The 25,141-nt window shown below is 68.8% G+C and carries 23 protein-coding genes; 13 read left to right on the forward strand and 10 right to left on the reverse strand.

Features of this window, described 5'->3' with window-relative positions:
- The first annotated feature begins 36 nt into the window (after positions 1-36).
- Positions 37-1,101: a tRNA preQ1(34) S-adenosylmethionine ribosyltransferase-isomerase QueA gene (gene queA / locus ACW172_RS02975; RefSeq protein ID WP_492033703.1), complete on the forward strand. Its 1,065-nt coding sequence runs from the start codon at positions 37-39 to the stop codon at positions 1,099-1,101.
- 297 nt (positions 1,102-1,398) lie between these two features.
- Positions 1,399-1,923 carry an endonuclease domain-containing protein gene (locus ACW172_RS02980; protein WP_492033704.1) on the forward strand — a complete coding sequence of 175 codons (525 nt, stop codon included), beginning with the start codon at positions 1,399-1,401 and terminating at the stop codon, positions 1,921-1,923.
- On the opposite strand, the gene glyS is transcribed toward ACW172_RS02980, so the two are convergent.
- The 6 genes from glyS to ACW172_RS03010 all read right to left on the reverse strand — a co-directional run bounded on the left by glyS (position 1,869) and on the right by ACW172_RS03010 (position 10,532).
- Entirely contained in the window at positions 1,869-4,055 is a 2,187-nt protein-coding gene (glyS, locus tag ACW172_RS02985) for a glycine--tRNA ligase subunit beta (RefSeq protein WP_492033705.1), read from the reverse strand. The two genes, ACW172_RS02980 and glyS, sit on opposite strands and share 55 nt — an antisense overlap.
- On the reverse strand, positions 4,055-4,951 hold the full coding sequence (locus tag ACW172_RS02990) for a glycine--tRNA ligase subunit alpha (protein WP_492033706.1): 897 nt from the start codon (positions 4,949-4,951) through the stop codon (positions 4,055-4,057). The genes glyS and ACW172_RS02990 overlap by 1 nt, the downstream gene beginning before the upstream one ends.
- A gap of 82 nt (positions 4,952-5,033) precedes the next feature.
- Entirely contained in the window at positions 5,034-5,840 is an 807-nt protein-coding gene (locus ACW172_RS02995; protein ID WP_492033707.1) for a fasciclin domain-containing protein, read from the reverse strand.
- A 122-nt stretch (positions 5,841-5,962) separates the two neighbouring features.
- Positions 5,963-6,841, reverse strand: coding sequence for a 4-(cytidine 5'-diphospho)-2-C-methyl-D-erythritol kinase (locus ACW172_RS03000; RefSeq protein ID WP_492033708.1), 879 nt, complete (start codon positions 6,839-6,841; stop codon positions 5,963-5,965).
- A 1-nt stretch (position 6,842) separates the two neighbouring features.
- Positions 6,843-8,825: a tetratricopeptide repeat protein gene (locus ACW172_RS03005; protein WP_492033709.1), complete on the reverse strand. Its 1,983-nt coding sequence runs from the start codon at positions 8,823-8,825 to the stop codon at positions 6,843-6,845.
- A gap of 57 nt (positions 8,826-8,882) precedes the next feature.
- Positions 8,883-10,532, reverse strand: coding sequence for an electron transfer flavoprotein-ubiquinone oxidoreductase (locus ACW172_RS03010; RefSeq protein WP_492034928.1), 1,650 nt, complete (start codon positions 10,530-10,532; stop codon positions 8,883-8,885).
- A 194-nt stretch (positions 10,533-10,726) separates the two neighbouring features.
- Here ACW172_RS03010 and ACW172_RS03015 point away from each other — a divergent pair, with 194 nt between their 5' ends.
- Together ACW172_RS03015 and ACW172_RS03020 are read left to right on the forward strand one after the other, a co-directional pair.
- Positions 10,727-11,527, forward strand: coding sequence for a uracil-DNA glycosylase (locus ACW172_RS03015; protein WP_492033710.1), 801 nt, complete (start codon positions 10,727-10,729; stop codon positions 11,525-11,527).
- A 151-nt stretch (positions 11,528-11,678) separates the two neighbouring features.
- The gene (locus tag ACW172_RS03020; protein ID WP_492033711.1) at positions 11,679-13,418 is read left to right on the forward strand and encodes a lytic transglycosylase domain-containing protein; all 1,740 of its coding nucleotides are present in this window, start codon (positions 11,679-11,681) and stop codon (positions 13,416-13,418) included.
- Between the two features lie 4 nt (positions 13,419-13,422).
- Here ACW172_RS03020 and ACW172_RS03025 read toward each other — a convergent pair whose 3' ends face one another.
- Together ACW172_RS03025 and ACW172_RS03030 are read right to left on the reverse strand one after the other, a co-directional pair.
- On the reverse strand, positions 13,423-13,548 hold the full coding sequence (locus ACW172_RS03025) for a hypothetical protein (protein ID WP_492033712.1): 126 nt from the start codon (positions 13,546-13,548) through the stop codon (positions 13,423-13,425).
- Positions 13,549-13,677: 129 nt separating this feature from the next.
- Entirely contained in the window at positions 13,678-14,319 is a 642-nt protein-coding gene (locus ACW172_RS03030; RefSeq protein WP_492033713.1) for a glutathione S-transferase, read from the reverse strand.
- A gap of 136 nt (positions 14,320-14,455) precedes the next feature.
- Between ACW172_RS03030 and purB the strand changes: the two genes are divergently transcribed.
- The 4 genes from purB (at position 14,456) to ACW172_RS03050 (ending at position 17,878) form a co-directional block, all read left to right on the forward strand.
- Positions 14,456-15,757, forward strand: coding sequence for an adenylosuccinate lyase (gene purB, locus ACW172_RS03035; RefSeq protein WP_492033714.1), 1,302 nt, complete (start codon positions 14,456-14,458; stop codon positions 15,755-15,757).
- Between the two features lie 8 nt (positions 15,758-15,765).
- Positions 15,766-16,266 (forward strand): DNA-deoxyinosine glycosylase, encoded by a 501-nt coding sequence (locus ACW172_RS03040; RefSeq protein ID WP_492033715.1) that lies wholly within the window; start codon positions 15,766-15,768, stop codon positions 16,264-16,266.
- Positions 16,267-16,281: 15 nt separating this feature from the next.
- Positions 16,282-17,124, forward strand: coding sequence for a formyltetrahydrofolate deformylase (gene purU / locus ACW172_RS03045; protein ID WP_492033716.1), 843 nt, complete (start codon positions 16,282-16,284; stop codon positions 17,122-17,124).
- A 133-nt stretch (positions 17,125-17,257) separates the two neighbouring features.
- The gene (locus ACW172_RS03050; RefSeq protein WP_492033717.1) at positions 17,258-17,878 is read left to right on the forward strand and encodes a fasciclin domain-containing protein; all 621 of its coding nucleotides are present in this window, start codon (positions 17,258-17,260) and stop codon (positions 17,876-17,878) included.
- 301 nt (positions 17,879-18,179) lie between these two features.
- Here the strand turns inward: ACW172_RS03050 and ACW172_RS03055 are convergent, their stop codons facing one another.
- Positions 18,180-18,503 (reverse strand): DUF1476 domain-containing protein, encoded by a 324-nt coding sequence (locus ACW172_RS03055; protein WP_492033718.1) that lies wholly within the window; start codon positions 18,501-18,503, stop codon positions 18,180-18,182.
- A gap of 263 nt (positions 18,504-18,766) precedes the next feature.
- Between ACW172_RS03055 and purC the strand changes: the two genes are divergently transcribed.
- From purC to ACW172_RS03075, 4 genes are all read left to right on the forward strand, one after another.
- Positions 18,767-19,525, forward strand: coding sequence for a phosphoribosylaminoimidazolesuccinocarboxamide synthase (gene purC, locus ACW172_RS03060; RefSeq protein WP_492033719.1), 759 nt, complete (start codon positions 18,767-18,769; stop codon positions 19,523-19,525).
- Positions 19,525-19,761, forward strand: a complete 237-nt coding sequence (purS, locus tag ACW172_RS03065; protein WP_492033720.1) for a phosphoribosylformylglycinamidine synthase subunit PurS — start codon at positions 19,525-19,527, stop codon at positions 19,759-19,761. The genes purC and purS overlap by 1 nt, the downstream gene beginning before the upstream one ends.
- Before the next feature lie 189 nt (positions 19,762-19,950).
- Positions 19,951-21,315, forward strand: coding sequence for a hypothetical protein (locus ACW172_RS03070; protein WP_492033721.1), 1,365 nt, complete (start codon positions 19,951-19,953; stop codon positions 21,313-21,315).
- Between the two features lie 72 nt (positions 21,316-21,387).
- On the forward strand, positions 21,388-21,852 hold the full coding sequence (locus ACW172_RS03075; protein ID WP_492033722.1) for a YbhB/YbcL family Raf kinase inhibitor-like protein: 465 nt from the start codon (positions 21,388-21,390) through the stop codon (positions 21,850-21,852).
- Positions 21,853-21,855: 3 nt separating this feature from the next.
- Here ACW172_RS03075 and ACW172_RS03080 read toward each other — a convergent pair whose 3' ends face one another.
- Positions 21,856-22,899, reverse strand: a complete 1,044-nt coding sequence (locus tag ACW172_RS03080) for a carbohydrate porin (protein ID WP_492033723.1) — start codon at positions 22,897-22,899, stop codon at positions 21,856-21,858.
- A gap of 345 nt (positions 22,900-23,244) precedes the next feature.
- Here ACW172_RS03080 and ACW172_RS03085 point away from each other — a divergent pair, with 345 nt between their 5' ends.
- The gene (locus ACW172_RS03085) at positions 23,245-25,053 is read left to right on the forward strand and encodes a methyl-accepting chemotaxis protein (protein WP_492033724.1); all 1,809 of its coding nucleotides are present in this window, start codon (positions 23,245-23,247) and stop codon (positions 25,051-25,053) included.
- Positions 25,054-25,141: the final 88 nt, after the last annotated feature.

A 25,141-nucleotide genomic window follows, 5' to 3' on the forward strand; every position in this document is an offset into this window, starting at 1 on the left:
GACCCGCCCCCTCCCCCGTGGCCTTTGCGCCGCCTGATGAAGACCGCCGATTTCGATTTCGACCTGCCCGAGGACCGCATCGCCCTGAGGCCTGTGGAGCCGCGGGATTCCGCGCGGCTGCTGGTGGTGCAGGACGGTGAGCTGCAGGATCGGGTGATCCGCGATCTGCCCGGCTTCCTGCGGCCCGGTGACGCCCTGGTGTTCAACGACACGCGGGTGATCCCGGCGCGGTTGGCCGGGGTGCGCGAGCGGCCTGATCCGGTGCTGGCGGGCGAGGTCCTGACCGTCGAGGTCGAGGCGACGCTGCATCACCGCGATGCGCCCGACGTCTGGTCGGCCTTCATGAAGCCGGGCAAGCGGATCAAGGCGGGCGACCGGATCCGGTTCCAGACGCTGGAGGCCACGGTCGCCGACAAGGGCGAGGACGGGCTGATCACCCTGAGGTTCGACCTGGCCGGGCCGGCGCTGGACGACGCGATCCGGGCCGTGGGGGTCATGCCCCTGCCGCCCTATATCGCGGCCAAACGGCCCGAGGACGATCGCGATCTGACCGACTATCAGACCGTCTATGCGCAACACGACGGCTCGGTGGCGGCGCCGACGGCGGGGCTGCATTTCACGCCGGACCTGCTGGAGGCGATCCGGGCGAAGGGGGTAACGACCCATGCGGTGACCCTGCATGTTGGCGCCGGCACCTTCCTGCCGGTCAAGGCCGACGATACGGCCGACCACAAGATGCATTCCGAGTGGGGCGAGGTCTCCGCCGAGACCGCCGCCGCCCTGAACGCCGTCCACGCGAACGGCGGGCGGATCGTCTGCGTCGGCACGACCTCGCTGCGGCTGCTGGAGTCGGCGACGACGGCGGAGGGGGTGGTTCAGCCCTTCCACGGCGATACCGCCATCTTCATCACCCCGGGCTACCGGTTCCGGGCGGTCGATGTGCTGATGACGAACTTCCACCTGCCCAAGTCGACCCTGTTCATGCTGGTCTCGGCCTTCGCGGGGCTGGAGACGATGCGCGCGGCCTATGACCACGCGATCCGGGACGGGTACCGGTTCTACTCCTACGGCGACGGATCGTTGCTGTTCCGGGCGGGGTAGATCGGGGGTTGGCCGGGCTTCGTGAAACGGCGTGCCAAACCGTGCCAAACCGTGCCAACGCCAGATCGAGGTCAATGATTTCAGAGAGTTGCCGGATCTGAAATTTGGCCGCCGTGCCAGATTATGAGAAATTCGGACGCTGGACCTGAGGCGGCGGCGCGCGATGGGTTGTCAAAGACCGGCGCGGGATGTGGGGCGGGGGCAAGCGGGCCGCAAGGCGCGGGAAGGAATATATTCCTTGCAATCTAAAAGAGCATAGACATTCATGTCTTCTCCCCGTTGCGCAGCAACGGGGAGGTGGCGCGGCCCGCTTGGGCTGCGACGGAGGGGCTCTTGACCGCACAGGGAACCGTATCGCGTGCGCGCGTCCTGAGGCGCACCCTGACGCCACCGGAAGCGCGGCTCTGGACGCGGTTGCGAGGTAAGGCCTTGGCCGGATTGAAGTTCCGGCGACAGCACCCGATCGGCGTTTACGTCCTCGACTTCTACTGCGCCGAGGCGAAGCTGGCAGTTGAGGTGGATGGGATGAGCCATGATCATCCTGATCGGATGCTGCATGACCGACGCCGGACGGCGTGGCTGGAGCGACGAGGCATAGCCGTGCTCAGAGTCGGGGCGGAAGCCGTCCGGACAAATCTGAACGAGGTTCTTGAGAGGATTCAGCGAGAGGCTGAAGGTCGGGTGCGCGGCCGAGAACCCCTCCACCACCCGCCAAGTGGCGGGCGGTCCCCCTCCCCGCGCGCAGCGCGGGGAGGAGACGCTTCGCGTCAGCCCGCGATCTGGCCGAAGTCGGCGACGCGGCCCATGACGTCGCGGACCTGACCGAGCAGTTTCAGGCGGTTGTCGCGTTCGGCGGGCACGTCGGAGTTGACCAGGACGTCGGTGAAGAAGGCGTCGACCGGGGCGCGCAGGGCGGCGAGGGCCGTCATGGCGGCGGCGAAGTCCTCGGCGTCCAGGGCCGTGTCGACGGCGGTGGCGGCGGCGGCGGTGGCGAAGGCCAGGGCGGTTTCGGCCTCGGGCTGGTTGGCGAGGCCGGTGGCGACGGCGCCGGTCGGAACCGGACCCTTCTTCTCCTCGGCCTTGAGGATGTTGGAGGCGCGCTTGAAGCCGGCCAGCAGATTGGCGCCGTCGTCGGTGGCGAGGAAGGCGGCGAGGGCCTCGACACGACGGACGATGCGGACGAGGTCGTCATCGCCCAGAGCGAAGACGGCGTCGACGAGGTCGTGCCGCTGGCCCTGATCGCGCAGGAGGACCTTCAGACGGTCGGCGAAGAAGGCGACGATTTGGCTCGCGACCTCCCAAGCCCGCTCCCCACCTTCCTTGGAAAGCTGCTCAGCCTCCTGCTTGGCCCAGAACGCGGCCAAGAACTGTCGCTTCGTTTCGGCGCTTATTGCATCGACCGCTTCGAGTTTGCCCTCAAGTTCGGATAGCAGCTGCTGGGAAATGTCCTTCCGAACAAGCGCGATAGCCGTCGGCATCAATCGGTAGATTGAAACTCGGCTTCCATTCTCCAGCACCAACCGGATCACGCCCAGCGCCGCTCTCCGCAGCGCATACGGATCCTTCGAGCCCGTGGGCTTTTCGTCGATGGCGAAGAAGCCGACGAGCGTGTCGAGCTTGTCGGCGAGGGCGACGGCGACGGTGACCGGGGCGGTCGGGACGGTGTCGGCGGGACCCTGCGGCTTGTAGTGATCGCGGACGGCGTCGGCGACGGCGTCGGCCTCGCCGGCGGCGCGGGCGTAATAGCCGCCCATGACGCCCTGCAGTTCCGGGAACTCACCGACCATGCCCGAGGCCAGGTCGGCCTTGGCGAGGCGGGCGGCGCGTTCGGCCTGATCGGCGTCGGCGCCGACCAGAGGCGCGATCTCGCGCGCGAGGGCGGCGATCCGGTCGACGCGTTCGGCGAGCGTGCCGAGCTTGGCGTGGAAGGTGACGCCGGACAATTTCGAGGACCAGGCGTCGAAGCCGGTCTTCAGGTCTTCATCCCAGAAGAAGCGGGCGTCGTTCAGGCGGGCGGACAGGACGCGGCTGTTGCCGGCGGCGAGGGCCGCGCCGCCGTCGGAGGCCTCGACATTGGCGACGACGACGAAGTTGGGGGCGAGGCCGTGCTTCGACGGATCACGGACGGCGAAATACTTCTGGTGCACCTTCATCGACAGCCGGACCACCTCGGGCGGCAGGCTGAGGAACTGAGGGTCCATGTCGCCGAGAATGGGGGTGGGCCATTCGGCCAGACCGGCGACCTCGTCCAGCAGGCCGTCGTCGTCGACGAGGGCGAGGCCTTTCGCGGACGTCACGGCTTTCGCCGCGTCGAGGATCTTCAGCTTGCGGTCGGCGACGTCGAGCAGGACGTAGTCGGCCTCCAGCTTGCGGCGGTAATCGGCGAAGTCGTTGACGGCGATGGGGGCGCCCTTGCCGAGGAAGCGGTGGCCCTCGGTGATGGCGTCGGACTGGATGCCGTCGATGTCGAAGGGCACGACCTTGCCGTCGAACAGGCAGAGGATGCGCTTCAGGGGGCGGATCCAGCGCAGCGTTCCGGAACCCCAGCGCATCGACTTGGGCCAGGGGAAGGCGCGGACGATGGCGTCGACCGTCTCGGGGATGATCTCGGCGGTGGCGCGGCCCTTCTGTTCGATGACGGCGAAGAAGACGCCGTCGCGCTCGGTCAGTTGGTCCTTCGTCAGGCCGGTCTTGCGCAGGAAGCCTTCCAGCGCCTGTTCCGGGGCATTGGCGCGCGGGCCCTTCAGCTCTTCCGAACGGTCAGGCGTCGCCGAGGGCAGGCCGTCGATGACCAGCGTCAGGCGGCGCGGGCCGGCGAAGACGTTGAGCGCGTCCCAGCTCAGGCCGGCGGCCTTCAGCTTTTCGGAGACCATGCGTTCGAGGTCGCGCGCGGCGCCTTGCTGCATGCGGGCCGGGATTTCTTCGGAGAAGAGTTCGAGGAGGAGTTGGGGCATCAGGCGGTTTTCCGCTCTTGTTCGACGTAGGCGAGGGCGCAGGCTTTGCAGAGGTCGCGGATGCGGCCGATGTAGCTCTGACGTTCGGCGACGGCGATGGCGCCGCGGGCGTCCATCAGGTTGAAGAGGTGCGAGGCCTTCAGGACCTGGTCGTAGGCGGGCAGGACCAGAGGCTGGCCTTGCGGGCCGGTCATGGCGAGGAGGCGGGTCGACTCCCGCTCCATGTCCTCGAAGCGGCGCTTCAGGCCCTCGACGTCATAGCCGTGGAAGTTTGCTTCACTCTGTTGGCGCTCGTTCTCGAGGAAGACCTCGCCATAGGTCAGGCCGTCGTTGTTGAACTTCAGATCATAGACGTTGTCGACGCCCTGGACGTACATGGCCAGACGCTCGAGCCCGTAGGTCAGTTCGCCCGAGACGACGTCGACCTCGATGCCGCCGACGCCCTGGAAGTAGGTGAACTGGGTCACCTCCATGCCGTCGCACCAGACCTCCCAGCCCAGACCCCAGGCGCCGACGGTGGGGTTCTCCCAGTCGTCCTCGACGAAGCGGATGTCGTGCAGTTTCGGGTCGATGCCGATGGCGGCCAGGGAGCCGAGGTAGAGTTCCTGCAGATTGTCCGGGTTCGGCTTCAGCAGGACCTGGAATTGGTAATAGTGCTGGAGCCGGTTGGGGTTCTCGCCATAGCGGCCGTCGCCGGGGCGGCGGCTGGGCTGGACGTAGGCGGCCTTCCACGGCTTCGTGCCCAGCGCGCGCAGGACGGTCGCCGGGTGCAGCGTCCCCGCCCCCACCTCAATGTCATAGGGCTGCAGCAGGGCGCAGCCCTGTTCGCCCCAGTAGCGCTGGAGCGTCAGGATCAGGTCCTGAAACGAGAGGGGTTCTGTCGATGCGTGGGGCAAGGCTGGGAGGCTTTGTGCAGGCAAAAGTAAAGGCGGCGGACCCTAGGGCCCGCCGCCTGCAAACTCAACCTGAGGCCCGGAATTACCGGGGCGTCGGAGCCGAAGCCGGTTCGGTCGTGGCCGGGTTCTTGTCCTCGTCCGGGGTCGGGGCGACCGGGGGCGTGGGGGCGGGCGCCGAGGTGGCGACCGGGGCGGTCATCGTCGGTTGCGCGGCCGGGGCGGTGGCCGGAGCCTCGGCGGCGGGGGCTTCGGTGGTCATGGGGGCGGCCGGGGCCTCGTCGGCGTCGCCCGAGGCGACCTCGGAGGTGGCCGGGTTCAGGACCTTGTCGATGGCGAAGATCGCGCCGTTCGAGGCGGCGATGTCGGCCGTGGTGACCGTGGCGTCGTCGACCTTGATGGCGTCGCCGGTGCCGTCCAGCTGGACCTGGGTGCGGGCCGCGGTCTCGACCCCGCCGCGGGTGCCCTTGATCTGGCTCGAGTTCACGTCGGCGACGATGAGATGATAGAGCAGCAGCTGGCGCAGCTCATTGGCGTTGGCCGGGTCCATCAGCCGCGTGCGCTCGGCCTCGGGCAGACGGGCGAAGGCCGCGTCGGTGGGGGCGAAGATCGAGATCGCCGGCTGGGATTTCAGCGTTTCCGTCAGCTGGGCCCGGTCGAGGGCGGCCAGCAGGGTCGTGAACTGGCCGTTGGCCTTCAGCTCATCGATGATGGTGTCGGAGGCGGCGGGGGTCGCGGCGGCCGTTTGGGCTACGGCCGGAGCGGCGGCTTCCACCGGCGTCGCGGTCGGAGCGGGGGCGGTGTGCGGGGCGGTCATGTCCTGGGCGAAGGCCGCGGGGGCGGCGAACAGGGCGACAGCGGCCGTAGCGGTCAGAAGACGGGTACGAAGCATGACTGTTTCCTTTGAAACCCGGCGCCGCCGCGCGAGGGATCGCGACGGTCGGGGATTTTGACTGTGCCGACATAAGACGATGGGCCCGGCGCCGGTTCCATCGAAGCCCGATCTTTGGAGGTCTAGCCCCCCAGGACGGTCCGCCTGATCCACCAGCCGGGGTGGGCCTGCGAGAGGCCGGCGGCGGCGACGTTCGCGTCCGCGTCCGAGGCGAACAGGCCGAAGACGGTGGCGCCCGAGCCCGACATCCGGGCGAGACCCACGCCCTCACAAGCCGCCACGGCGTCCAGCGCGGGCCGGATCGCCGGGGTCAGGGCGAGGGCGGGCGGCTCCAGATCGTTGCGCTGCCTTGCCAGCCAGTCGATGACGGCGGCGGCGTTCCAGTCGTCGGGCGCGGCGGGGCGGTCGGTGGCGCCGGCGGGGCCTGCGTCGAAGGCGCGATAGACGGCGCCGGTCGAGGACGGGACCCCCGGATTGACCAGGACGGCGTGCAGCGGCGGCAGGTCGGGCGCGTCGCTCAGGACGTCTCCCCTGCCCTCGGCCCAGGCGGAGCGGGCGCGCAGGCACATGGGGCCGTCGGCGCCGACCACGCCCGCGACGGCCTCCAGCGCCGCATCATCGAGATCGAGGTCGAGCAGGTCGCGCGCCAGCTTCAGGGCGGTTCCGGCGTCGGAGGATCCCCCGCCCAGACCGGCGGCGATGGGCAGCTGTTTGTCGAGAGTGACGTGCAGGGCGGGCTCGCCGATTCCGGCTGCCTCGCCCAGCGCCCGCAGCGCCTTGAGGATCAGATTGTCTGGCTCGGCGGCCAGACCCGCGCCGAACGGACCCTCGACGCTCAGGGACAGCCCCCCGGACAACGTGGCGGCGCGCGCGACCGTGACCCGGTCGCCGACGTCGGCGAAGGCGACGAGGCTGGCGAGCGGGTGGTAGCCGTCGGCCTGCAGCGGCCCGACATGCAGGAAGAGGTTGATCTTGGCAGGCGCGAGCCCGGTCAGCGACACCCTACGGCTCGGCGCCGACCGGTGCGGCGATGGGGGCGGTCACGGTGACCGGCGTCTGCGGCGGCAGACCCTCGGCCAGCTTCTTCTCGACCCCGGCCCGGCGTTCGGCGTCGGGGTTCAGGGTCAGGACGCGGTTCCACTGGAAGCCCGCCTCGCGCTTGCGGCCCACCTGCCAGTAGGCGTCGCCGAGGTGGTCGTTGATCTCGGCGTTGGCCGGCTCCTTGTCGACGGCCTCCTCCAGGGTGGTGACGGCGAGATCGTACTGGCCCTGACGGAACTGGGCCCAGCCGAGCGAGTCCTGGATATTGCCGTCGTTGGGCTCGGCCGCATGGGCGCGGGCGATCAGGGCGGCGCCCTCGGCGACCTTGGTGCCGTTGTCGACCCAGAGGTAGCCCAGATAGTTGAGGAAGGCCGGCTCGTTGGGCTGGTCGGCGACGGCGGCGGCGAGCTCGGTCTCGGCCTCGGCGATCTTGCCCGAGGCCTCATAGGCGGCGCCGCGCACGAAGTGGACGGCGGCGGGTTGGTCCGGCGTGTTGAGCAGCGGGCCGTTGAGGATGACCAGCGCCTCGTCGTTGCGCTTCAGCTCCAGCAACTGGGTGGCAAGGGCGTAGGCGATGTCCTGGGAGTCCGGGGCGGCGGCGAAGGCCTTGCGGAACTCGACCAGAGCCTCGTCCTTTCGGTCGCTTCGACCGAGGCTGGCGCCGATCTGAAGCCGGGCGGCGGCGTAGGCCGTCTTGTTGCGCGGACGGATCGGAGCCATGGCGTCGCGGGCCGCGGCCTCCAGCTTGGCGCTGACGAGGGCCCCGCCGAGCAGCAGGCGCAGGTCGTCGCTGGGCGAGACGTCGAGCGCCATACGCAGATAGACGGCCGCGAACTCGTTGGCGCGGCTGTCGGCGGCGAGGGAGGCGGCCAGCGTCAGCCCCTGGGCCACGCCGTTCTTCAGGGTCGGCCGGGCCGGAGCCCGGCTGAAGCGGCGAGACACGCGCGCCTTGGCCGCCTGCAGCAGGGCGCTGTCGGGATTGGCGGCGAGGGCCGCGTCATAGACGGCGATGGCCTCGGCCTTGCGGCCGCGCCGCTCAAGGAAGGCGCCGTAGCCCGCGTGGAAGGGCGGCTGGGCCGCCGGGTTGGAGGACAGGGCCTTGAACTCGGCCTCGGCCTCGTCATAGCGGCGATGCATCTCCAGCAACTGGGCGCGCTGGAAGCGCAGCACCTGGCTGAAGGTATCGTTGGAGGTCGGCGGCGGACCGATCAGGGCGAAGTCCCAGTCGCCGGCGGCGGCGGCGATCCAGCGCTGGGTCAGGAGCCCCGCCGCGGCATGCGGCATCTGGATGGCCTGGGCCTTGAAGATGGCGTTCGCCGCGCGGGCGTCGCCGTGGGCGTAGAGCTCCACGGCCTGCACCAGACGACCGGCCTCGGACAGGACCGGCGGAATGTCGGGGCCGGAGGGCGCCATGCGGGCGGCGTCGCGGAGATCGCCGGCCAGGAGGGCGGCGGTGAAGGCCTGCTGCTGAACCGTCGGCTGTTCCGGCGTCAGGATCTGGACCCGATTCAGATAGTCGGCGCCCAAGGCTCCGTCGCCGTCGCCCGTGGTGGAGCGGGCGACCATGTTGCGGCCGGCCAGATAGAGGCCATAGGCGGTGCGGCCTTCGCGGTCGCGCGGCGCGGGAGCCCAGACTGTCGGGATGGGGGTGACCACCGGGGCGGCGGGCGGCAGGGGCGCCTCGTCGGTCGCAGGCTCGCCGTCCTCGGGTTCGGCCGGCGCCGTGGCGTCGGGTTTGGCGGCGGGGTCCGCCGAGGGATCGGTTTGTGCGGGCGGCTGGACGACCGGGTCCGACTGACGCGGCTGGACGGGTACGATGACAGGCGGACGCTGACCGGCGGCCGGGTCGGAAACCGGCGGCGCCTCCTGGGCCATGGCGGCGGGCGCGGTGGCGGCGAAACCGAGCGCGGTGAAGGACAGCAGCGTGAGGCGAAGGGACGTCATGACAAGGAACCTCGCCACTTTGTCCCTCCCCCGCAAGAGGGGGTTTCCCCTCAAGCCCTACATATTCGGATAGTTGGGGCCGCCGCCGCCCTCGGGCGTGGTCCAGACGATGTTCTGCGACGGGTCCTTGATGTCGCAGGTTTTGCAGTGGACGCAGTTCTGGGCGTTGATCTGGAAGCGCGGATCCGACTTGCCGTCCTCGGCGTAGAGGACCTCGTACACGCCCGCCGGGCAGTAGAGGCGCGCGGGCTCGCCGTACCTGGGCAGGTTCACCCGGATCGGGATCGACGGATCGATCAGCTTCAGGTGAGCCGGCTGTTCCTCCGCGTGGTTGGTGTTGGAGATGAACACCGACGACAGTTTGTCGAACGACAGCTTGCCGTCCGGCTTCGGATAAACGCGCGGCTTGTGCTTGGAGGCCGGCTCGGTCGAGGCCGCGTCGGTCTTCTTGTGCTTCATGGTCCAGGGCGTGGTCAGGCCGGTCAGGGCGAAGAGCCACATCTCGGCGACGCCCAGGGCGCCGCCCAGGGTCGTGCCGAACTTCGTCAGATAGGGCTTGGCGTTGCGGACGCCCTTGAGCTCCTTGTGGACCCAGCTCTTCTCGTAGGCGGTCTGGTATTCGACCAGTTCGTCGCCCTCGCGCCCGGCCATGACGGCGTCATAGGCGGCGTCGGCGGCCAGCATGCCGGTCTTCATGGCGTTATGGCTGCCCTTGATCCTCGGCACGTTCACGAAGCCGGCCGAGCAGCCGATCAGGACGCCGCCGGGGAACGACAGCTTCGGCACCGACTGGAAGCCGCCCTCGGTGATGGCGCGGGCGCCGTAGGAGATGCGCGTGCCGCCTTCGAGGTGTTCGGCGATCGAGGGGTGGTGCTTGAACCGCTGGAACTCGTCGAACGGCGACAGGAACGGGTCCTTGTAGTTCAGGTGAACCACGTAGCCGAGGGCGATGTAGTTGTCGCCGAAGTGGTAGAGGAAGCTGCCGCCGCCGGTGAACTCATCCAGCGGCCAGCCGGTCGAGTGCTGGACCAAACCCGGCTGGTGCTTCTCGGGCGGGACCTGCCACAGCTCCTTCAGGCCGATGCCGAACTTCTGGGGCGACTTGCCGGCGGCCAGCTTGTGGCGGGCGATGATGGTCTTGGCGAGCGAGCCGCGGACGCCCTCGGCGATGAAGACGTATTTGCCGTGCAGTTCGATGCCCGGCTGGAAGTCGCCGGTCGGCTGGCCGTGTTTGTCGATGCCGAAGACGCCGGCGACGACGCCCTTCACCCGGCCGGTGGGCTCGTCCCAGACCACATGACTGGCGGCCATGCCGGGATAGACCTCGACGCCCATCGCCTCGGCCTGTTCGCCCAGCCAGCGGGTGACGTTGCCCAGCGAGGCGATGTAGCAGCCGTCGTTGTGCATCATCGGCGGCAGCAGCGGCATGGGGATGGAGACCTCCCCCATCGGGCCCAGGACCAGGAACTTGTCCTTGGTGACGGGCGTCTCCAGCGGGGCGCCGCGTTCCTTCCAGTCGGGGAAGAGTTCGTTCAGGGCCTTGGGGTCGATGACGGCGCCGGACAGGATGTGACCGCCGACCTCGGCCGCCTTCTCCAGGACCGCGACATTGATCTCCTTGCCCTCGGCCTCGGCGCGCTGCTTCAGGCGGATGGCCGCCGACAGCCCGGCGGGGCCGCCGCCGACGATGACGACGTCATATTCCATAACCTCGCGCTCGACGCCTTGCAGCGCTTCCAGCGGCGGCAGGTTGTCGAGGATAGCTTCCTGCGCCGGAGTGGTGGCGCCGCCCTCGATTGCTTCCTCGGCCATGGTTTCCTGAATCCCGGTTCTCAGTGTGGTTATGTGCTTATCAGAACGTGACGTTGCGGCGGTCAAGGCTTATCCATGTACCGACTGACATGAACGCTTCTCCCCAGGACATCGCTGCGACCGAAAGCCTGCTCGCCTTCTGGCGCGATGCGGGGGTCGACGCCTGCTATGAGGACGCGGCGGTCGACCGGACCTATGTGCCCGCGCCGGCCCTGAAGGCGGTGGCCAAGGCGACGGCCTCGATCGTGGCGCCCGACCACAGCCATGATGCGGCCGACGAGGCGCGGCGGCTGGCGGCGGGGGCGGAGACGCTGGAGGCCCTGGCGGCGGCGGTGGCGACGTTCGAGGGCTGCCCCCTGCGCGGCATGGGGGCGCGGCAATCGGTGTTCGGGCGCGGCGCGACGGATGCGCCCATCCTGATCATCGGCGAAGGCCCGGGGGCGGACGAGGACGCGCAAGGCCTGCCGTTCGTCGGCAAGGCGGGCCAGTTGCTGGACCGGATGCTCGAGGCCGCGGGCCTGACCGGGAAGGTTTTCATCACCAACACCGTCTTCTGGCGCCCACCCGGCAACCGGACGCCGACGCCGCAGGAGCAGGCGAGCTGCGCCCCCTTCGTGGAGCGGGCCTTCGCCATCCTGAAGCCGAAGGCGGTGCTGCTGCTCGGCGCGGCCTCGGCCAAGGCGGTGCTGCAGACCGACGAGGGGATTCTCCGGATGCGCGGCCAGTGGCGGGAGTGGCGGCTGCACGAGGGCGACGTCTCCGCCCCCGCCCTGCCGACCCTGCACCCGGCGTTTCTGCTGCGTCAGCCCCAGGCCAAGAAGTCGGCCTGGGCCGATATGCTGTCGCTGGCGGCGCGGCTGGACGAGATCGAATCGGGCGCGCCTCACTGAGGCCTCGAACCTGGGGAATACCCTTACTGACAGTCATGTGATTGAGGCGGGCCCGTTTTTCGGGCATGCTTATGGATTGACGACCGATCGCAGACACACGCGCCGATCCTGATCGAGACGGGAGACGCGTTGCACGAGGGGGCCGCCGCCTATGTACGCTTACCGCCGGGCGCTACTCGCGCCGATGCTCGTCCTGACGCTCAGCGGCCTCGCTTCGGGGATCGCGAACGCCAAGGAAACGCCCTCCGCCGAGTCTGCCGCCACGGCCGCGACCGACTCCGCCGAGGGCGTTGCCTACGAGGGCGCCGCCTATGAAGGTGGCCCCACCGCCCTGAGCTCCGCCGACCGCCTCAGCTACACCACCGCCTTCGACGCCCTGCGCCGGGGCGATCTGGACCTGGCCCGCGCCTCGGCGCGCGAGGCGCGCGACCGCGTCCTGCTGGGTCAGGTCGAGTTCGAGCGGCTGTTCCACCCCGACCACGTCGCCACCTACGAAGAACTGTCGGCCTGGCTGGACGACTATTCCGACCTGCCCTGCGCCCCGCGCGCCTATGCGCTGGCCCTGAAGCGTCGCCCGGACGGCGCGGCCGAGCCGAAGCGCCCCGCCGGGGTCAGCGGCCGCACCTGGTCGAGCGTGGTTGAGGCCGGCGGCGGTTCGACCGAGGACGATCCGGCCAAGGCCGCGCGCGTCGCCTATAACCACGACGACCTGTCGACCGCCTATACTCTGGGCATCCAGATCGGCGACTGGTGGACCACGGGCCTGGCCGCCTACCGCCTGGGTCAGTTCAACGATTCCATGCAGGCCTTCGAGCGGGTCGCCTCGGATCCGACCGAGGACCCCTGGGTCCGCGCCGGGGCCGGGGTCTGGGCCGCCAAGGCCGCCGCCCAGTCGGGCCGTCAGGACAGGATCACCGGCTTCCTGAACATCGCCGCGCGCTGGCCGGCGACCTTCTACGGCCAGGTGGCGCTGCGTCAGCTGGGCCGGGACATCGTGATCGAGGGCCAGGGGCCGCGCCCCTATCAGCCCAGCCTGCAGCGGGCGGCCTATCAACCGGCCCGCGCCGCCGGCGACGTCAGCTCGCGCGACCTGAACGCCTTCATCCAGTCCGACGACCGTGCCCGCCGCGCCGTGGCCTATCTGGAGGTCGGACGCCGCTCCGACGCCCAGGACGAACTGCGCGCGGGTCTGCGCACCGCCGTCACCGACACCGCCCGCCACATGTGGGTCAGCCTGGCCGACGCCATCGGCCCGCGCCTCGGCGGCTCCGGTCCCGACGTGACCCGGGTCGACGCCAGCCGCTATCCCACCCCGGTGCTGATGCCCGAGGGCGGCTATACGGTCGAGCCGGCCCTGGTCTACGCCCTGGCGCGCAAGGAGACCGACTTCAACGCCGAGGCCCGTTCGGGCGCGGGCGCCTATGGCCTGATGCAGGTGATGCCGGGCACCGCCGCCGAAATGACCGGCGACCGCACCTTCGTGTCCAAGCCGCAGCAGCTGTTCGACCCGGCGGTCAACATGCGGCTGGGTCAGGTTTATGTGAACCAGATGCTGTCGCGGCCCGAGTTCCAGGGCGACATCCTGCGCGCCGTGGCCTCGTACAACGCCGGACCCGGTCCGATGCTGGCGGCGCTGCGCAAGCTGGGGCCCAATCCGGACCCGCTGCTGCTGATCGAGACGATCGACGTGCCCCAGGCCCGCGACTATGTCGAGAAGGTCGTGGCGGCCTACTGGATCTATCAGCGGATGTTCAACCACCCGCTCAACACCCTGGACGCGGTGGCCTCGGGCGCGGGTCTGGTGTCGATCGGTCTGGACTATGTGCCCCCGGCGCCGGCAACCGCGCCGGTGGAGATGGCCTCGACGCCCGCGCCCAATGGCGGGCTATGAACCGTCAGAAGATGCTGGCGACCAGCGAGGCGCACAGGCAGCAGCCGACCAGAAGCGCGAGCGCGACACTGCCCAGCGTCGGCTGACGCGGGGTGACGACAACGGGGCGCGGCTCGACCGGAGCGGTCATGGTCTTAAGTCCTGTGTCGGGGACCGGCCCCGGATGTATGAAAGATAACGGCGTCGTCTTAAGCCCGGGTCAGCAGGCGTGCTTAACGAACGCTGACCCTTCAAGGCCCCAAATGAGGCGAGGTTCCGGCTAAGCCAGAGCTTCCCATTCGAGAAAATCGGGCTGTTGCAATAAGGCCGCGACATATGTGCTCGCGACGCCATCCTCGTCGCCATAGGCGGCCAGATCGATCTGGTAGTGGCGGATGCGGGTGGCGACCGGGGTGAAGAAGGCGTCGGGCACGGACCATTCGCCGAACAGGAAGTCCCCACCGGTCCCGAAGCGCTGGCGCAGGCCGCGGAACAGGGTGACCAGACGGCGGATGTCGGCGGCGACGGCGTCGTTCTGAGGCGTCGGGGAGCGTTCGGGGCCGACCATCGGGTGGTTGGGGTTCATGGTGCAGTGAGTGCGCAGGGCCGAGAAGCCGCCGTGCATCTCGCAGGTCGCCGAGCGGGCCAGCCAGCGGGCGTGGGCGTCGGCGGGCCAGAGCTTCGCCTCGGGGAAGCGCTCCGCGCAGAAGACCGAGATGGCCAGGGAGTCCCAGATGGTCTCGCCGTCGACCCGAAGCACGGGCACGAGGCCGCTGGGGGAGACCGACAGCATCTCGGCGTGGCCTTCGGGGGTGTTGAAGTCGAGTTCGCGCACCGTGAAGTCGTCGGTGCAGCGCTTGAGCACCAGCCAGGGGCGCAGCGACCAGGTGGAGAACCGGCGCGGTCCGATGATCAGTTCCATAAGGCCCTCCCCTGAAGATGTGGCGCTCTCATGCGCCGACTCGGGGCCACGCGCTACAGCCGCTCACGCAAGTTTACGCGCGTCAGACACAAGCGCCGCTTGACTCAGGAGGGGGTTGCAACGACACCCCGCGCCCATGATCACGCGCTATTCCCGCCCCGAAGCCGTCGCCATCTGGTCCTCCGAGACCAAGTACAAGATCTGGTTCGAGATCGAGGCCCATGCCGCCACCAAGATGGCCGAGCTGGGCGTCATCCCGACCGAGGCCGCCGAGGCCATCTGGGCCAAGGGCAAGGACGCCGCCTGGGACAGCGATCGCATCGACGAGATCGAGCGCACGACCAAGCACGACGTCATCGCCTTCCTGACCCACGTCTCGGAGACGGTCGGCGAGGAAGCCCGGTTCCTGCACCAGGGCATGACGTCGTCCGACGTGCTGGACACCTGTTTCGCCGTTCAACTGGCGCGATCGTCGGACCTGCTGATCGCCGGCGTCGACCGTGTGCTGGCCGCGCTGGAGGCTCGCGCCAAGGAGCACAAGTACACCCCGACCGTCGGTCGGTCGCACGGCATCCACGCCGAGCCGGTGACCTTCGGCCTGAAGCTGGCCGGCTATCACGCCGAGTTCCAGCGGGCGAAGCGCCGTCTGGTCGTGGCCAAGGAAGAGATCGCCACCTGCGCCATCTCCGGCGCCGTGGGCACCTTCGCCAACGTCGACCCGGCCGTCGAACAATATGTCGCCGACCAGATGGGTCTGCAGGTCGAGCCGGTCTCGACCCAGGTGATCCCGCGCGACCGTCACGCGGCCTTCTTCGCGGCCCTGGGCGTCGTCGCCTCCTCGATCGAGCGTCTGGCCATCGAGATCCGCCACCTGCAGCGCACGGAAGTCCTCGAGGCCGAGGAGTTCTTCGACAAGGGGCAGAAGGGCTCGTCGGCCATGCCGCACAAGCGCAACCCCATCCTGACCGAGAACCTGACGGGTCTGGCCCGCCTGGTCCGCTCGGCCGTGACCCCGGCGATGGAGAACGTCGCCCTGTGGCACGAGCGGGACATCAGCCACTCCTCGGTCGAGCGTGGCATCGGCCCGGACGCCACCATCCACCTCGACTTCGCCCTGAACCGTCTGGCCGGGGTGATGGAGCGTCTGCTGGTCTATCCGGAGAACATGCAGAAGAACCTCGACAAGCTGGGTGGCCTTGTCCACTCGCAGCGCGTCCTGCTGGCCCTGACCCAGTTGGGCCAGTCGCGCGAGGACAGCTACGCGGCCGTCCAGCGCAACGCGATGAAGGTGTGGCGCGGCGAGGGGAACTTCCTCGACTTCCTGAAGGAAGACCCGGAGGTGATCGTGCCCGACGCCGAGCTCGAAGCGCTGTTCGATCTGGGCTATCACACCAAGCACGTGGACACGGTGTTCCAGCGGGTGTTCGGTGCGAGCTGAACCCTGTCATGACGATCAAGCGGCACTTCGCTCCGGTCGTCGATGAGAACACGCGGCTGCTTGTGCTCGGCAGCCTGCCCGGCGATGCGTCACTTAAGGTCGCGCAATATTACGCCCATCCTCAGAACGGCTTCTGGCGGCTGATCGGGGGCGTGATCGGGCGTGAGATCCACGCCCTGCCCTATGCCGAACGACTGGAAGCCCTGAAGGCGGCGGGCGTCGGCCTGTGGGACGTGATCGCCTCGGCGGAGCGTCCGGGCAGTCTGGACGCCGCCATCCGGTCGCCCGAGGCCGCCGATCTGCGCGGCCTGATCGCGGGCCTGCCCAGGCTGCGCGCCGTGGCGTTCAACGGGGCGTCGGCGGCGAAGGGCGGGCGGCGGGCGCTCGGGACAATCGAGGGCCTGACCCTGATCGACCTGCCCTCCTCCAGCCCGGCCCACACAAGACCTCTATCGGAGAAGGCGGAAAGCTGGGCCATACTGAAGGCCTTCCTCCCTGAAGACGCCTGAAAGTCCGCCTTCCCGATGATCCTGACCCTCTCCTGCCCCGACCGGCACGGCATCGTCGCCGCCGTCTCGGCCTTCCTGTTCCAGCGTGACTGCAACATCTCCGACGCCCAGCAGTTCGGGGACGCGGCGACCGAGACCTTCTTCATGCGGGTGGTGTTCGAACCCGTCGAGGACGATGCGCCCGAGGCGATCCACGCCGCCTTCGCCGAGGTCGGCGACCGGTTCGGGATGGACTGGACGCTGCGCGGGACGGAGCCGCGCAAGGTGATGATCCTGACGTCCAGGTTCGATCACTGCCTGGCGGACCTGCTCTATCGCTGGCGCATCGACGAACTGCCGATGGATGTGACCGCCATCGTGTCCAACCATCCGCGCGACCAGATCGGCCATGTGGATCTGGGCGCCTTGCCCTTCCACCACCTGCCGGTGCAGGCCTCGGAGAAGGCGGCGCAGGAGGCGATGCTGCTCAAGCTGATCGCCGACACCGGGACCGAACTGGTGGTGCTGGCGCGCTATATGCAGATCCTGTCGGACGACCTGGCGGGCGCGCTGGCCGGGCGGTGCATCAACATCCACCACTCCTTCCTGCCGGGGTTCAAGGGCGCCAGACCCTATCATCAGGCCCATGCGCGCGGGGTGAAGGTGATCGGCGCCACCGCCCACTATGTCACCGCCGACCTCGACGAGGGTCCGATCATCGATCAGGACGTGGAGCGGATCAGCCACCGCGACACCCCCGAGGACCTGATCCGCAAGGGACGTGACATCGAGCGGCGGGTTCTGGCGCGCGCCGTCCGCTATCACCTCGAGGACCGGGTCCTGATGCACCATGGCAAGACGGTGGTGTTCGGCGACTGAGCCCCGTTGGGATCTGCCGGTTCAGGCTGGCCAATCAGGCTGGCAAATCAGGCTGGGCGGTATGCATCCTTTCGGGGTCTGGGCAGTATGGGGTGCATCGCCGCCTCGGAGAGCGGCCAGAGGAGATGACGTCATGACCGCCCCCCGCCCCGGTATCGCCGCCCTGATTCCGGCGATCGTCCTGCTGGCGCTCGCGGCCTGTGACCGGAAGACGGAGACGAAGGCGGGCGGCGACGAGGTTCTGGCGCCCGCTTCGGGCCCTGTGACGAGCGAGCCGATGGTCGGGGGCGCACCGATGAGCCCTCGGGCGACGGTGATGGAGAACGCCTCAAAGGCCGCCAATCTGACCACGCTCGTCAGCGCCATCCAGACAGCGGGTCTGGCCGACACACTGGCCGCGACCGGCCCCTTCACCGTCTTCGCCCCCGACAACGCCGCCTTCGAAAAGGTGCCGGCCGAGACGCGGCAGAGACTGGCCACCCCGGCGGGCAAGGCCGATCTGATCAAGCTTTTGACCTATCACGTGGTGCCGGGACGGCTGACCGCCGCCGATCTGTCGGCGCGGGCCGACACCACCGACGGCAAGATCAAGCTCACCACCGTCGAGGGTGACACCCTGACCGCCGAGGTCAGCCCCGACGGGTCGATCACCCTGACCGATGCGAAGGGCGGAACCTCGAAGGTCACCCAAGCCGATGTGGCCCAGTCGAACGGGGTGATCCACGTCCTCGACACCGTCGTGATGCCGGGCTGAGATTTTTCGGTGAACCGTTTTTCGCCCGGCGCATTCTAAGGGGGCGCAAGACGCAAGATTTCGGGTGAGGCTTTCCCCCAGCCCCCGAAACGAAGGGCCGCACTTTCCCCCGAGTGCGGCCCTTTTCGCGTTCCTCACCATGCGAAGCATGGGAAGGGGGACCGCCCGCCTCTTGGCGGGTGGTGGAGGGGATGCTGGCTATCTCTAATTCATGGGCGGAGTCCGGTTCGACAAAGAACCCCCTCCGTCACGGCGCCAAGCGGCGCCGCGCCACCTCCCCACGCTTCGCGTGGTGAGGAGATTACTCGCCGGCGCGGATCTGGTCGCGGGCGACCGAGGCCAGTTCGTCCATCTTGGAACGGATTTCGCTGTCCGAGACGGTCAGACCCGAGCCCTTGAAGTCGCCGGCGACCTTGCGGAACACGTCCTCGTCGCCCGGCTGTTCGAAGTCGGCGCGCACGACGGCCTTGGCATAGTCCTCGGCCGATTCAGGCGACAGGCCCATTTTCTCAGCGGCCCACAGACCCAGCAGCTTGTTGCGGCGGGCCATGGCCTTGAATTCCTGCTCCTGATCGAGCGCGAACTTGGACTCGAAGCCCTTTTCCCGATCATCGAAGGTGGTCATCAGCCGTCATTCGCTCCGCACGCGGGCCAATCCGGGCGCCGCAGACGCGTCTATAGCCGCCCCGCCGCCCAACGCAACCGGGATCGCTCCTGACGAGGTCTGATCGTCCCCCGGTTTGTGTCGCGGCCCCCGTTCCGCTAAAGGAGGGCGGAACAGATTTCCCCGCCCAGCCTGATTCCCGAACGCGTCGCCCGGAGCTTCTTCCCGGCAGCGCGATTTCCGTTTCCGGCGAAGCCCTTACCTTTTCCCGTTCGGGACCGAAGATGAACACCAAGCGCAAGAAGCTCTACGAGGGCAAGGCCAAGATCCTGTACGAAGGACCCGAGCCCGGCACCCTGATCCAGTATTTCAAGGACGACGCCACCGCCTTCAACGGCGAGAAGAAGGCCCAGCTCGAGGGCAAGGGCGTGATCAACAACCGTATCAGCGAGTTCGTGATGAGCCGCCTGAACGGAATCGGCGTCACCAACCACTTCATCAAGCGCCTGAACCTGCGCGAGCAGCTGATCCGCGAAGTCGAGATCATTCCGCTGGAAGTCGTGTGCCGCAACATCGTCGCCGGCTCGCTGGCCACGCGTCTGGGTCAGGAAGAGGGCACGCCCCTGCCCCGCTCGATCATCGAATTCTACTACAAGAAGGACGAGCTGAACGACCCGATGGTGACGGAAGAGCACATCACGGCGTTCAACTGGGCCTCGACGCAGGAGATCGACGACATCCTGGCCACCACCGTGCGCGTGAACGACTATCTGTCGGGGATGTTCGGCGCGGTCGGCATCACCCTGGTCGACTTCAAGATCGAGTTCGGCCGGATCTGGGAGAACGACTTCGCCCGCGTCATCCTGGCCGACGAGATCAGCCCGGACAGCTGCCGTCTGTGGGACGCCACCACCGGCGAGAAGCTGGACAAGGACCGGTTCCGCCGCGACCTGGGCAATGTCATCGAGAGCTATGCGGAGGTGGCCCGCCGCCTCGGCATCATGAAGGATATGCCGACCGTGATTCAGGGGGGACTGCACTGATGGCCAAGGTGAAGGTGCATGTGTTCCTGAAGCCCGGCGTGCTGGACGTTCAGGGCAAGGCCGTCGAAGGCGCCCTGCAGGGTCTGGGCTGGGCCGGCGTCGCCAACGCCCGGGTCGGCAAGCTGATCGAGTTCGACCTCGACGGCGCCGAGGATCCGGCCGCGGAAGCCAGGAAGATGTGCGAGACGCTGCTCGCCAATACGGTCATCGAATCCTACCGGATCGAGGCCGCCTGAAGCCCTGAAAGTCGCGCCGCCGAGGCAAGCGATGCGCCGAGCCCACAGGGGCGGCGTAACGGTAAAGCTTTGCCGTGAGTCCTGTGGCCTAATGCCGTTCGGTCGGATAAGGTTAACGTCTGCGTTTTCCTTACCGGTCGCCTGAGCCCGAAAACCGGGTCCGCGGCCCCCTGATACGGCGGTTCGACGATGATCTGGCTGCGCCATGAGCTGTGGGAATACAATGACGGCCTGGGCTATCGCCTGGCCAGCCGGACCGACGGCGACGAGACCGGCTCCGGTCATCGCGGCGGCGTCCTGAAGCACGTCTTCTATGCGCCCAGTCCGGCAGCGGCCAAGGCCCAGTACTGGGCCCTGCGCCAGCTGGGGCCGATCATCCCCTCCCGGTTCGAGAGCGACGAGCCCTTCACCCTGGGCCAGCTTCAGGCCCAGCTGGTCCAGTTCCCGGACGACGCGACCCTGCACGCCCAGCCGGTGCTGCATCCGGAGCAGGACGCGGACACGCCGCTCCCTGCCGCATTGGCGGTTTCGTCGGTGACCGCAGACGTCGAGCCGCTGGAAAGCCTGGAGCCCTGGCCGGTCGTCGCCCACTCGGAGCCGGACCTGGCCGAAGCGCCCGTGACGCCCCCCGAGGCGCCCCTCGAGACGGCTGTCGCGCAAGCCGAAGCCGACCTTGCCGAAGCGGCCGATGAGGAGCCGGAACTGCCGTCCAACGTCGTGCCGATCCGGCCCGCCGCGACCGCTCCCCGGCCCGAGCCGACCGAAGAGCCGCCGACCGAGCCGCAGAGCGCCGAGGCCGTGGCGATGGAGCGCCCGCCGATCGTGGCGTCAGGCGCCCTGGCCCTGGCTCTGGCCGAGCTGGGACCGGCGGCGGCGGCCTCGGGCGCGCTGGCGTTGGCCCTGGCCGAACTGGAGCCGACCCCGCACAGCCGGCCGGACGACGGCGACACCGGCGCGGGCGCCGGCGGCGGGGCGCCGCTGGCCCTCGTCGCCTCCCATTCGACCTCGACCCTGGACGACGCGCCGGCGACCACTTCCACCGTCGGGGAGGCGGAAATCGCCGAGGTCGTCACCGCGGCCCACGCCACCGATACCGCGTCGGCCGAGCCGGTCGCCGTCGAGGCCGTGGCGGCCTCCGCCGAGGATGCGCCCCAAGCCGCCGAACCCGAGGTCATTGAGCCCCAGGCCGTCGAACCCCAGGCCGTCGAACCTCTGGCGCCCGAACCCGTGGCCGCCAGCGCCGAGGTGGCCGAGCCTCTGGTTCCCGAACCCATCGCGGCGGAGAAGGCCGTCGAGCCCGATCCGCTGGGCCCGATCACGGCGGTCGCCGCCGCCGGAAGCCGGGGCAAGCGCAAGGGGACGGGCTTCTTCGGCGCCCTGCTGCGTCTGCTGATCCTCGCCATCGTGGCGGGAGCGATCATCATCGGCGTGGGCATCGCCACCGGCCGTCTGGATGGACCGACCCTGCTGGCCCAGGCCCGCGCCCTGCCCGATCAGGCGCGTCAGCTGCCGTCCACCGCGCCCGCCTTCATCCGGGACCTTCTGCCCCGCTGAGCCGCCTGTTAGGACAGGCCGCCCGAACCCTCCCGCGCCGGGAGCGTTTCCGGCTGGTCCACAGGAGCGCCCATGACCTTCACCCTGACCTCCACCGACATCACCGACGGCGGCGTCCTGCCTGACGCCCAGGTCGCGGCCAAGGGCAATAGCTCGCCGCAGCTGAGCTGGTCCGGCGCCCCCGAGGGGACCAAGAGCTATGCGATCACCGTCTATGATCCGGATGCGCCGACGGGGTCAGGCTTCTGGCACTGGACGGTGGCGAACATCCCGGCGGATGTGACCGAGCTGCCGGCCGGCGGCCCCGTGCCGTCAGGCGCGGTCGAGGGCCGCACCGACTATGGCGCGCCCGGCTTCGGCGGCGCCGCCCCGCCTCCGGGGCACGGGCCACACCGCTATATCTTCACCGTCTTCGCCGTGGACACGGACAAGCTGGACGTCACGCCCGACAACTCGGGCGCCGTCTTCGGCTTCAACCTGCATTTCCATACGCTCGCCAAGGCCACAATCACCGCGACCTACGAAAACAGGGCCTAGAGCCTACTTCAGGGTCAGGATCACCCGCAGCCCGGCGGTGACGATCGCATCGCGATCGCGGTCGCCGCCGGGGTTGTGGATCCACTGCAGGTCCGGCTGGATGGTCAGGGGGCCGAAGGTGTCGGCGTAGGTGATCTCGATCCCGCTCTCGGCCTCTCCGAACTGCGTACCGGCGTCCAGGGCGTTGGCCCGGGCCTTGTCCGACAGGAAGCCCTGATCGACGCCGATGGAGAAGGCGCTGTCCGGGCGGCTGTGGAAGACGGAGTCGACGCGCAGGCCCGCCTGCCAGCCGCCCTTGAAGTCGGTGGTGTCGCCGTCCGAGGCGCCGAGGCGCGCGAAGGCGCGGACCGTGGGCTTGTCTTCGGCCTCGTATAGCGTGCCCTCGGCGACCAGATAGGCGCCCTGGGCGTCGGTCAGGACCGGATCGCCGAACGGATCAAGGTCTCGGATGTCTTCCTGCGCATTGCCGTAGCGCCAGCCGCCGATGGCGACGCGCGCCGGGCCGGACCAGCCGATCTCGGCCAGATAGAGGGCGCCGTCGTCCAGGGTGGTGTCGATGCCGCCGTCGTCGCCGATGGCGCTGGCCTTGGCGTTCACCGCCGCGAACCGGGCGTGAAGGCCATCCGTCGCGCCGATCTGGACCCGCACCGCCAGAGAGGTCGAGGGGAAGATGGACGGACCGTTCGGTCCCGTCGCCGCCAACTCCGAGCCGATGCCGAACGGCGGCGACATCAGGAGGTCCGAGGCCTCGGTCGAATAGAATTCGCTGTTGACGTCGTAGAGGCCCGCCAGGACCGAGGCGCGGCCGTCGGCCAGATCCTGTTCGATCCAGGCCTCGAACAGGCGGACGCCGTGAGAGCCGACCTCGATGTTGTCATAGCCCTGAAGGGTCTCGGCGACGTTATTGGGCTGGCCGCCGCCGTTGGCCAGAAGGCTGATGTGGGCCTTGGCGCCGCGCCAGCCGAACTGACGCTCCAGATCGCCGTCGAGGGAGACGTCGAGGTTGTCGAGGTAGCGGCCCGCGCGCACATCGGCGCCGTCGACCACCCCGATCACATCGGCGGTATAGGCCGAATGCCATTGCCAGATCGGCTGATCTGAAGGCGATTGCGAATCCGTCTCAGCTGTCTTTGCGAAAGATGAAGTCGCCGACAGAAGAACACCCAAAGCAACCGACGCGAATACGCCCCGCACCAACGCCATCTTGTTTCTCATCCATTCTGGAAGATGAGGCGTTGCCCTTTTTGGGTCGCCCTGTTGACTGCATCATCAGGGAAACTCTTCAAAAAACTCTCAATTCGAACAGCGTTTTGGCTACGCAGTGTTCCTTACCGTACGGAATGAGGTCGTTAACCCTAACGACGTTACCCTGATACAAAAGCGGGGGACCCGATGCTTTCCACGATCCGTTCCAAGGTGAAGTTCGCCGGCCTGGCGATGGCCATTCTGTGCGCATTGGGCTCCGGCTCGGGCCTGTTGATCGCGCTGTCGCTGAACGGATCGATGTCGGATTCGGCGCGGATCGCCGAGGTCCTGCGCAACCATATGCAGGCCGATATGATGCACGACGCCCTGCGCGCCGACGTCCTGGCCGCCCTGCTGGCCGCCCGGACCGGAGACGCCGCGGCGATGACCGGCATCCGGGCCGATCTGGAGGAGCATTCCGCCAACTTCCGCGCGGCCATCGACGAGAACCACAAGAAGGCGACCAACGCCGAGACCATCGGCGCCCTGGAACAGGCCGACGCCCCGCTGCAGCAATATATCGCCTCGGCCGAGCGTATGGTGAACCTGGCCGGCAGCAACCCCGCCGCCGCCGAGGCCGCCCTGCCCGCCTTCCGGACCAGCTTCAGCGAGCTGGAAAGCCGGATGGAGGCGATCTCCGAACAGATCGAATCCACCCTGGCCGCGACCAAGGCGCGCGCCGAGTTCATGGCCGTCGGCGGGATCGTGACGATGATCATCGCCATCCTGCTGAGCGTGGGCCTGAGCCTGCTGCTGATCCGCCGGTCAATGCGGGAAGTGGTGGCCCCGATCGGGGTGCTGAACGACGAGATGGCCGCCCTGGCGCAGGGCCGCACCGACGTCGACCTGACCAGCGCCGGGCGCAAGGACGAGCTGGGCGGGGTCGGCCGCTCGGTCGTGGCCCTGCAGGCCCTGATCGTCGAACGCGCCCGCGCCGAGGCCGCCGCCCAGGCCGCCCAGCGTAGCCAGGCCGAACAGGCCCAGCTGGCCGCCGCCGAGAAACAGGCCCAGGTCGTCGCCTCAATGGCCGAAGGTCTGGACCATCTGATGCAGGGCGACCTGACCCACCGCATCGTCACCGACTTCCCGGAAGGCTATGAAAAGCTGAAGGCGGACTTCAACGCCGCCGTGGACCGGCTGGAGGAGACCCTGGTTTCGGTCAACGGCAACGCCTCGACCATTCGCGGCGGCGCCCATGAGATGACCCAGGCGACCGACGACCTGTCGCGTCGCACCGAACAGCAGGCCGCCAGCCTGGAAGAGACCGCCGCCGCCCTGGAACAGATCACCGCCACGGTGAACCGTTCGGCCGAGGGCGCCCGTCAGGCCTCCAACGTCGTCGGCGAGGCCCGCGACGAGGCCGAGTCCAGCGGCCGGGTGGTCGGCGAGGCCGTCGCGGCCATGGACGCCATCCATGCCTCCTCCAACGAAATGGGCCAGATCATCAGCGTGATCGACGAGATCGCCTTCCAGACCAACCTGCTGGCCCTGAACGCCGGCGTCGAGGCGGCGCGCGCGGGCGACGCCGGTCGCGGCTTCGCGGTCGTGGCCTCCGAAGTCCGGGCCCTGGCCCAGCGCTCGGCCGAAGCCGCCAAGGAGATCAACACCCTGATCTCGAACTCGGGCCGTCAGGTGTCGCTGGGCGTGGACCTGGTCCGTCAGACGGGCGCCAATCTGGACCGGATTTCCGACCGCGTGGTGCGCGTCGGCTCGCTGATCACCGAAATGGCCGCCGCCAGCCAGGAGCAGGCCACCGCCCTGACCGAGATCAACACCGCCGTCGCCCACATGGATCAGGTGACGCAGCAGAACGCCGCCATGGTGGAAGAGACCACCGCCGCCAGCCACGCCCTGGCCCAGGAGACTGAACTGCTGAGCCAGTCGGTCAGCCGGTTCCAGGTGTCCGGAGCGACCGGCGCCGCGCGCGGCGGATCGCGGATGCGCTACGCCGCCTGAAACGGGGGCCGCCTGAAACGGGGGCCGCCTGAAACGGGGCCGCCGAAAACAAGGTGTGATCGGTATCGGAGCGGGTTGCGGTTGATCC

This window comes from Brevundimonas sp. ALps5, assembly GCF_058681645.1.

Excerpts from the sequence above, each read along its gene's own strand:
- queA (WP_492033703.1), top strand. The coding sequence starts at position 37 with ATGAAGACCGCCGATTTCGATTTCGACCTGCCCGAGGACCGCATCGCC.
- glyS (WP_492033705.1), bottom strand. The coding sequence starts at position 4,055 with ATGCCCCAACTCCTCCTCGAACTCTTCTCCGAAGAAATCCCGGCCCGC.
- ACW172_RS02995 (WP_492033707.1), bottom strand. The coding sequence starts at position 5,840 with ATGCTTCGTACCCGTCTTCTGACCGCTACGGCCGCTGTCGCCCTGTTC.
- ACW172_RS03005 (WP_492033709.1), bottom strand. The coding sequence starts at position 8,825 with ATGACGTCCCTTCGCCTCACGCTGCTGTCCTTCACCGCGCTCGGTTTC.
- ACW172_RS03010 (WP_492034928.1), bottom strand. The coding sequence starts at position 10,532 with ATGGAATATGACGTCGTCATCGTCGGCGGCGGCCCCGCCGGGCTGTCG.
- ACW172_RS03015 (WP_492033710.1), top strand. The coding sequence starts at position 10,727 with ATGAACGCTTCTCCCCAGGACATCGCTGCGACCGAAAGCCTGCTCGCC.
- ACW172_RS03020 (WP_492033711.1), top strand. The coding sequence starts at position 11,679 with ATGTACGCTTACCGCCGGGCGCTACTCGCGCCGATGCTCGTCCTGACG.
- ACW172_RS03025 (WP_492033712.1), bottom strand. The coding sequence starts at position 13,548 with ATGACCGCTCCGGTCGAGCCGCGCCCCGTTGTCGTCACCCCGCGTCAG.
- ACW172_RS03030 (WP_492033713.1), bottom strand. The coding sequence starts at position 14,319 with ATGGAACTGATCATCGGACCGCGCCGGTTCTCCACCTGGTCGCTGCGC.
- purB (WP_492033714.1), top strand. The coding sequence starts at position 14,456 with ATGATCACGCGCTATTCCCGCCCCGAAGCCGTCGCCATCTGGTCCTCC.
- ACW172_RS03040 (WP_492033715.1), top strand. The coding sequence starts at position 15,766 with ATGACGATCAAGCGGCACTTCGCTCCGGTCGTCGATGAGAACACGCGG.
- purU (WP_492033716.1), top strand. The coding sequence starts at position 16,282 with ATGATCCTGACCCTCTCCTGCCCCGACCGGCACGGCATCGTCGCCGCC.
- ACW172_RS03050 (WP_492033717.1), top strand. The coding sequence starts at position 17,258 with ATGACCGCCCCCCGCCCCGGTATCGCCGCCCTGATTCCGGCGATCGTC.
- ACW172_RS03055 (WP_492033718.1), bottom strand. The coding sequence starts at position 18,503 with ATGACCACCTTCGATGATCGGGAAAAGGGCTTCGAGTCCAAGTTCGCG.
- purC (WP_492033719.1), top strand. The coding sequence starts at position 18,767 with ATGAACACCAAGCGCAAGAAGCTCTACGAGGGCAAGGCCAAGATCCTG.
- purS (WP_492033720.1), top strand. The coding sequence starts at position 19,525 with ATGGCCAAGGTGAAGGTGCATGTGTTCCTGAAGCCCGGCGTGCTGGAC.
- ACW172_RS03070 (WP_492033721.1), top strand. The coding sequence starts at position 19,951 with ATGATCTGGCTGCGCCATGAGCTGTGGGAATACAATGACGGCCTGGGC.
- ACW172_RS03075 (WP_492033722.1), top strand. The coding sequence starts at position 21,388 with ATGACCTTCACCCTGACCTCCACCGACATCACCGACGGCGGCGTCCTG.
- ACW172_RS03085 (WP_492033724.1), top strand. The coding sequence starts at position 23,245 with ATGCTTTCCACGATCCGTTCCAAGGTGAAGTTCGCCGGCCTGGCGATG.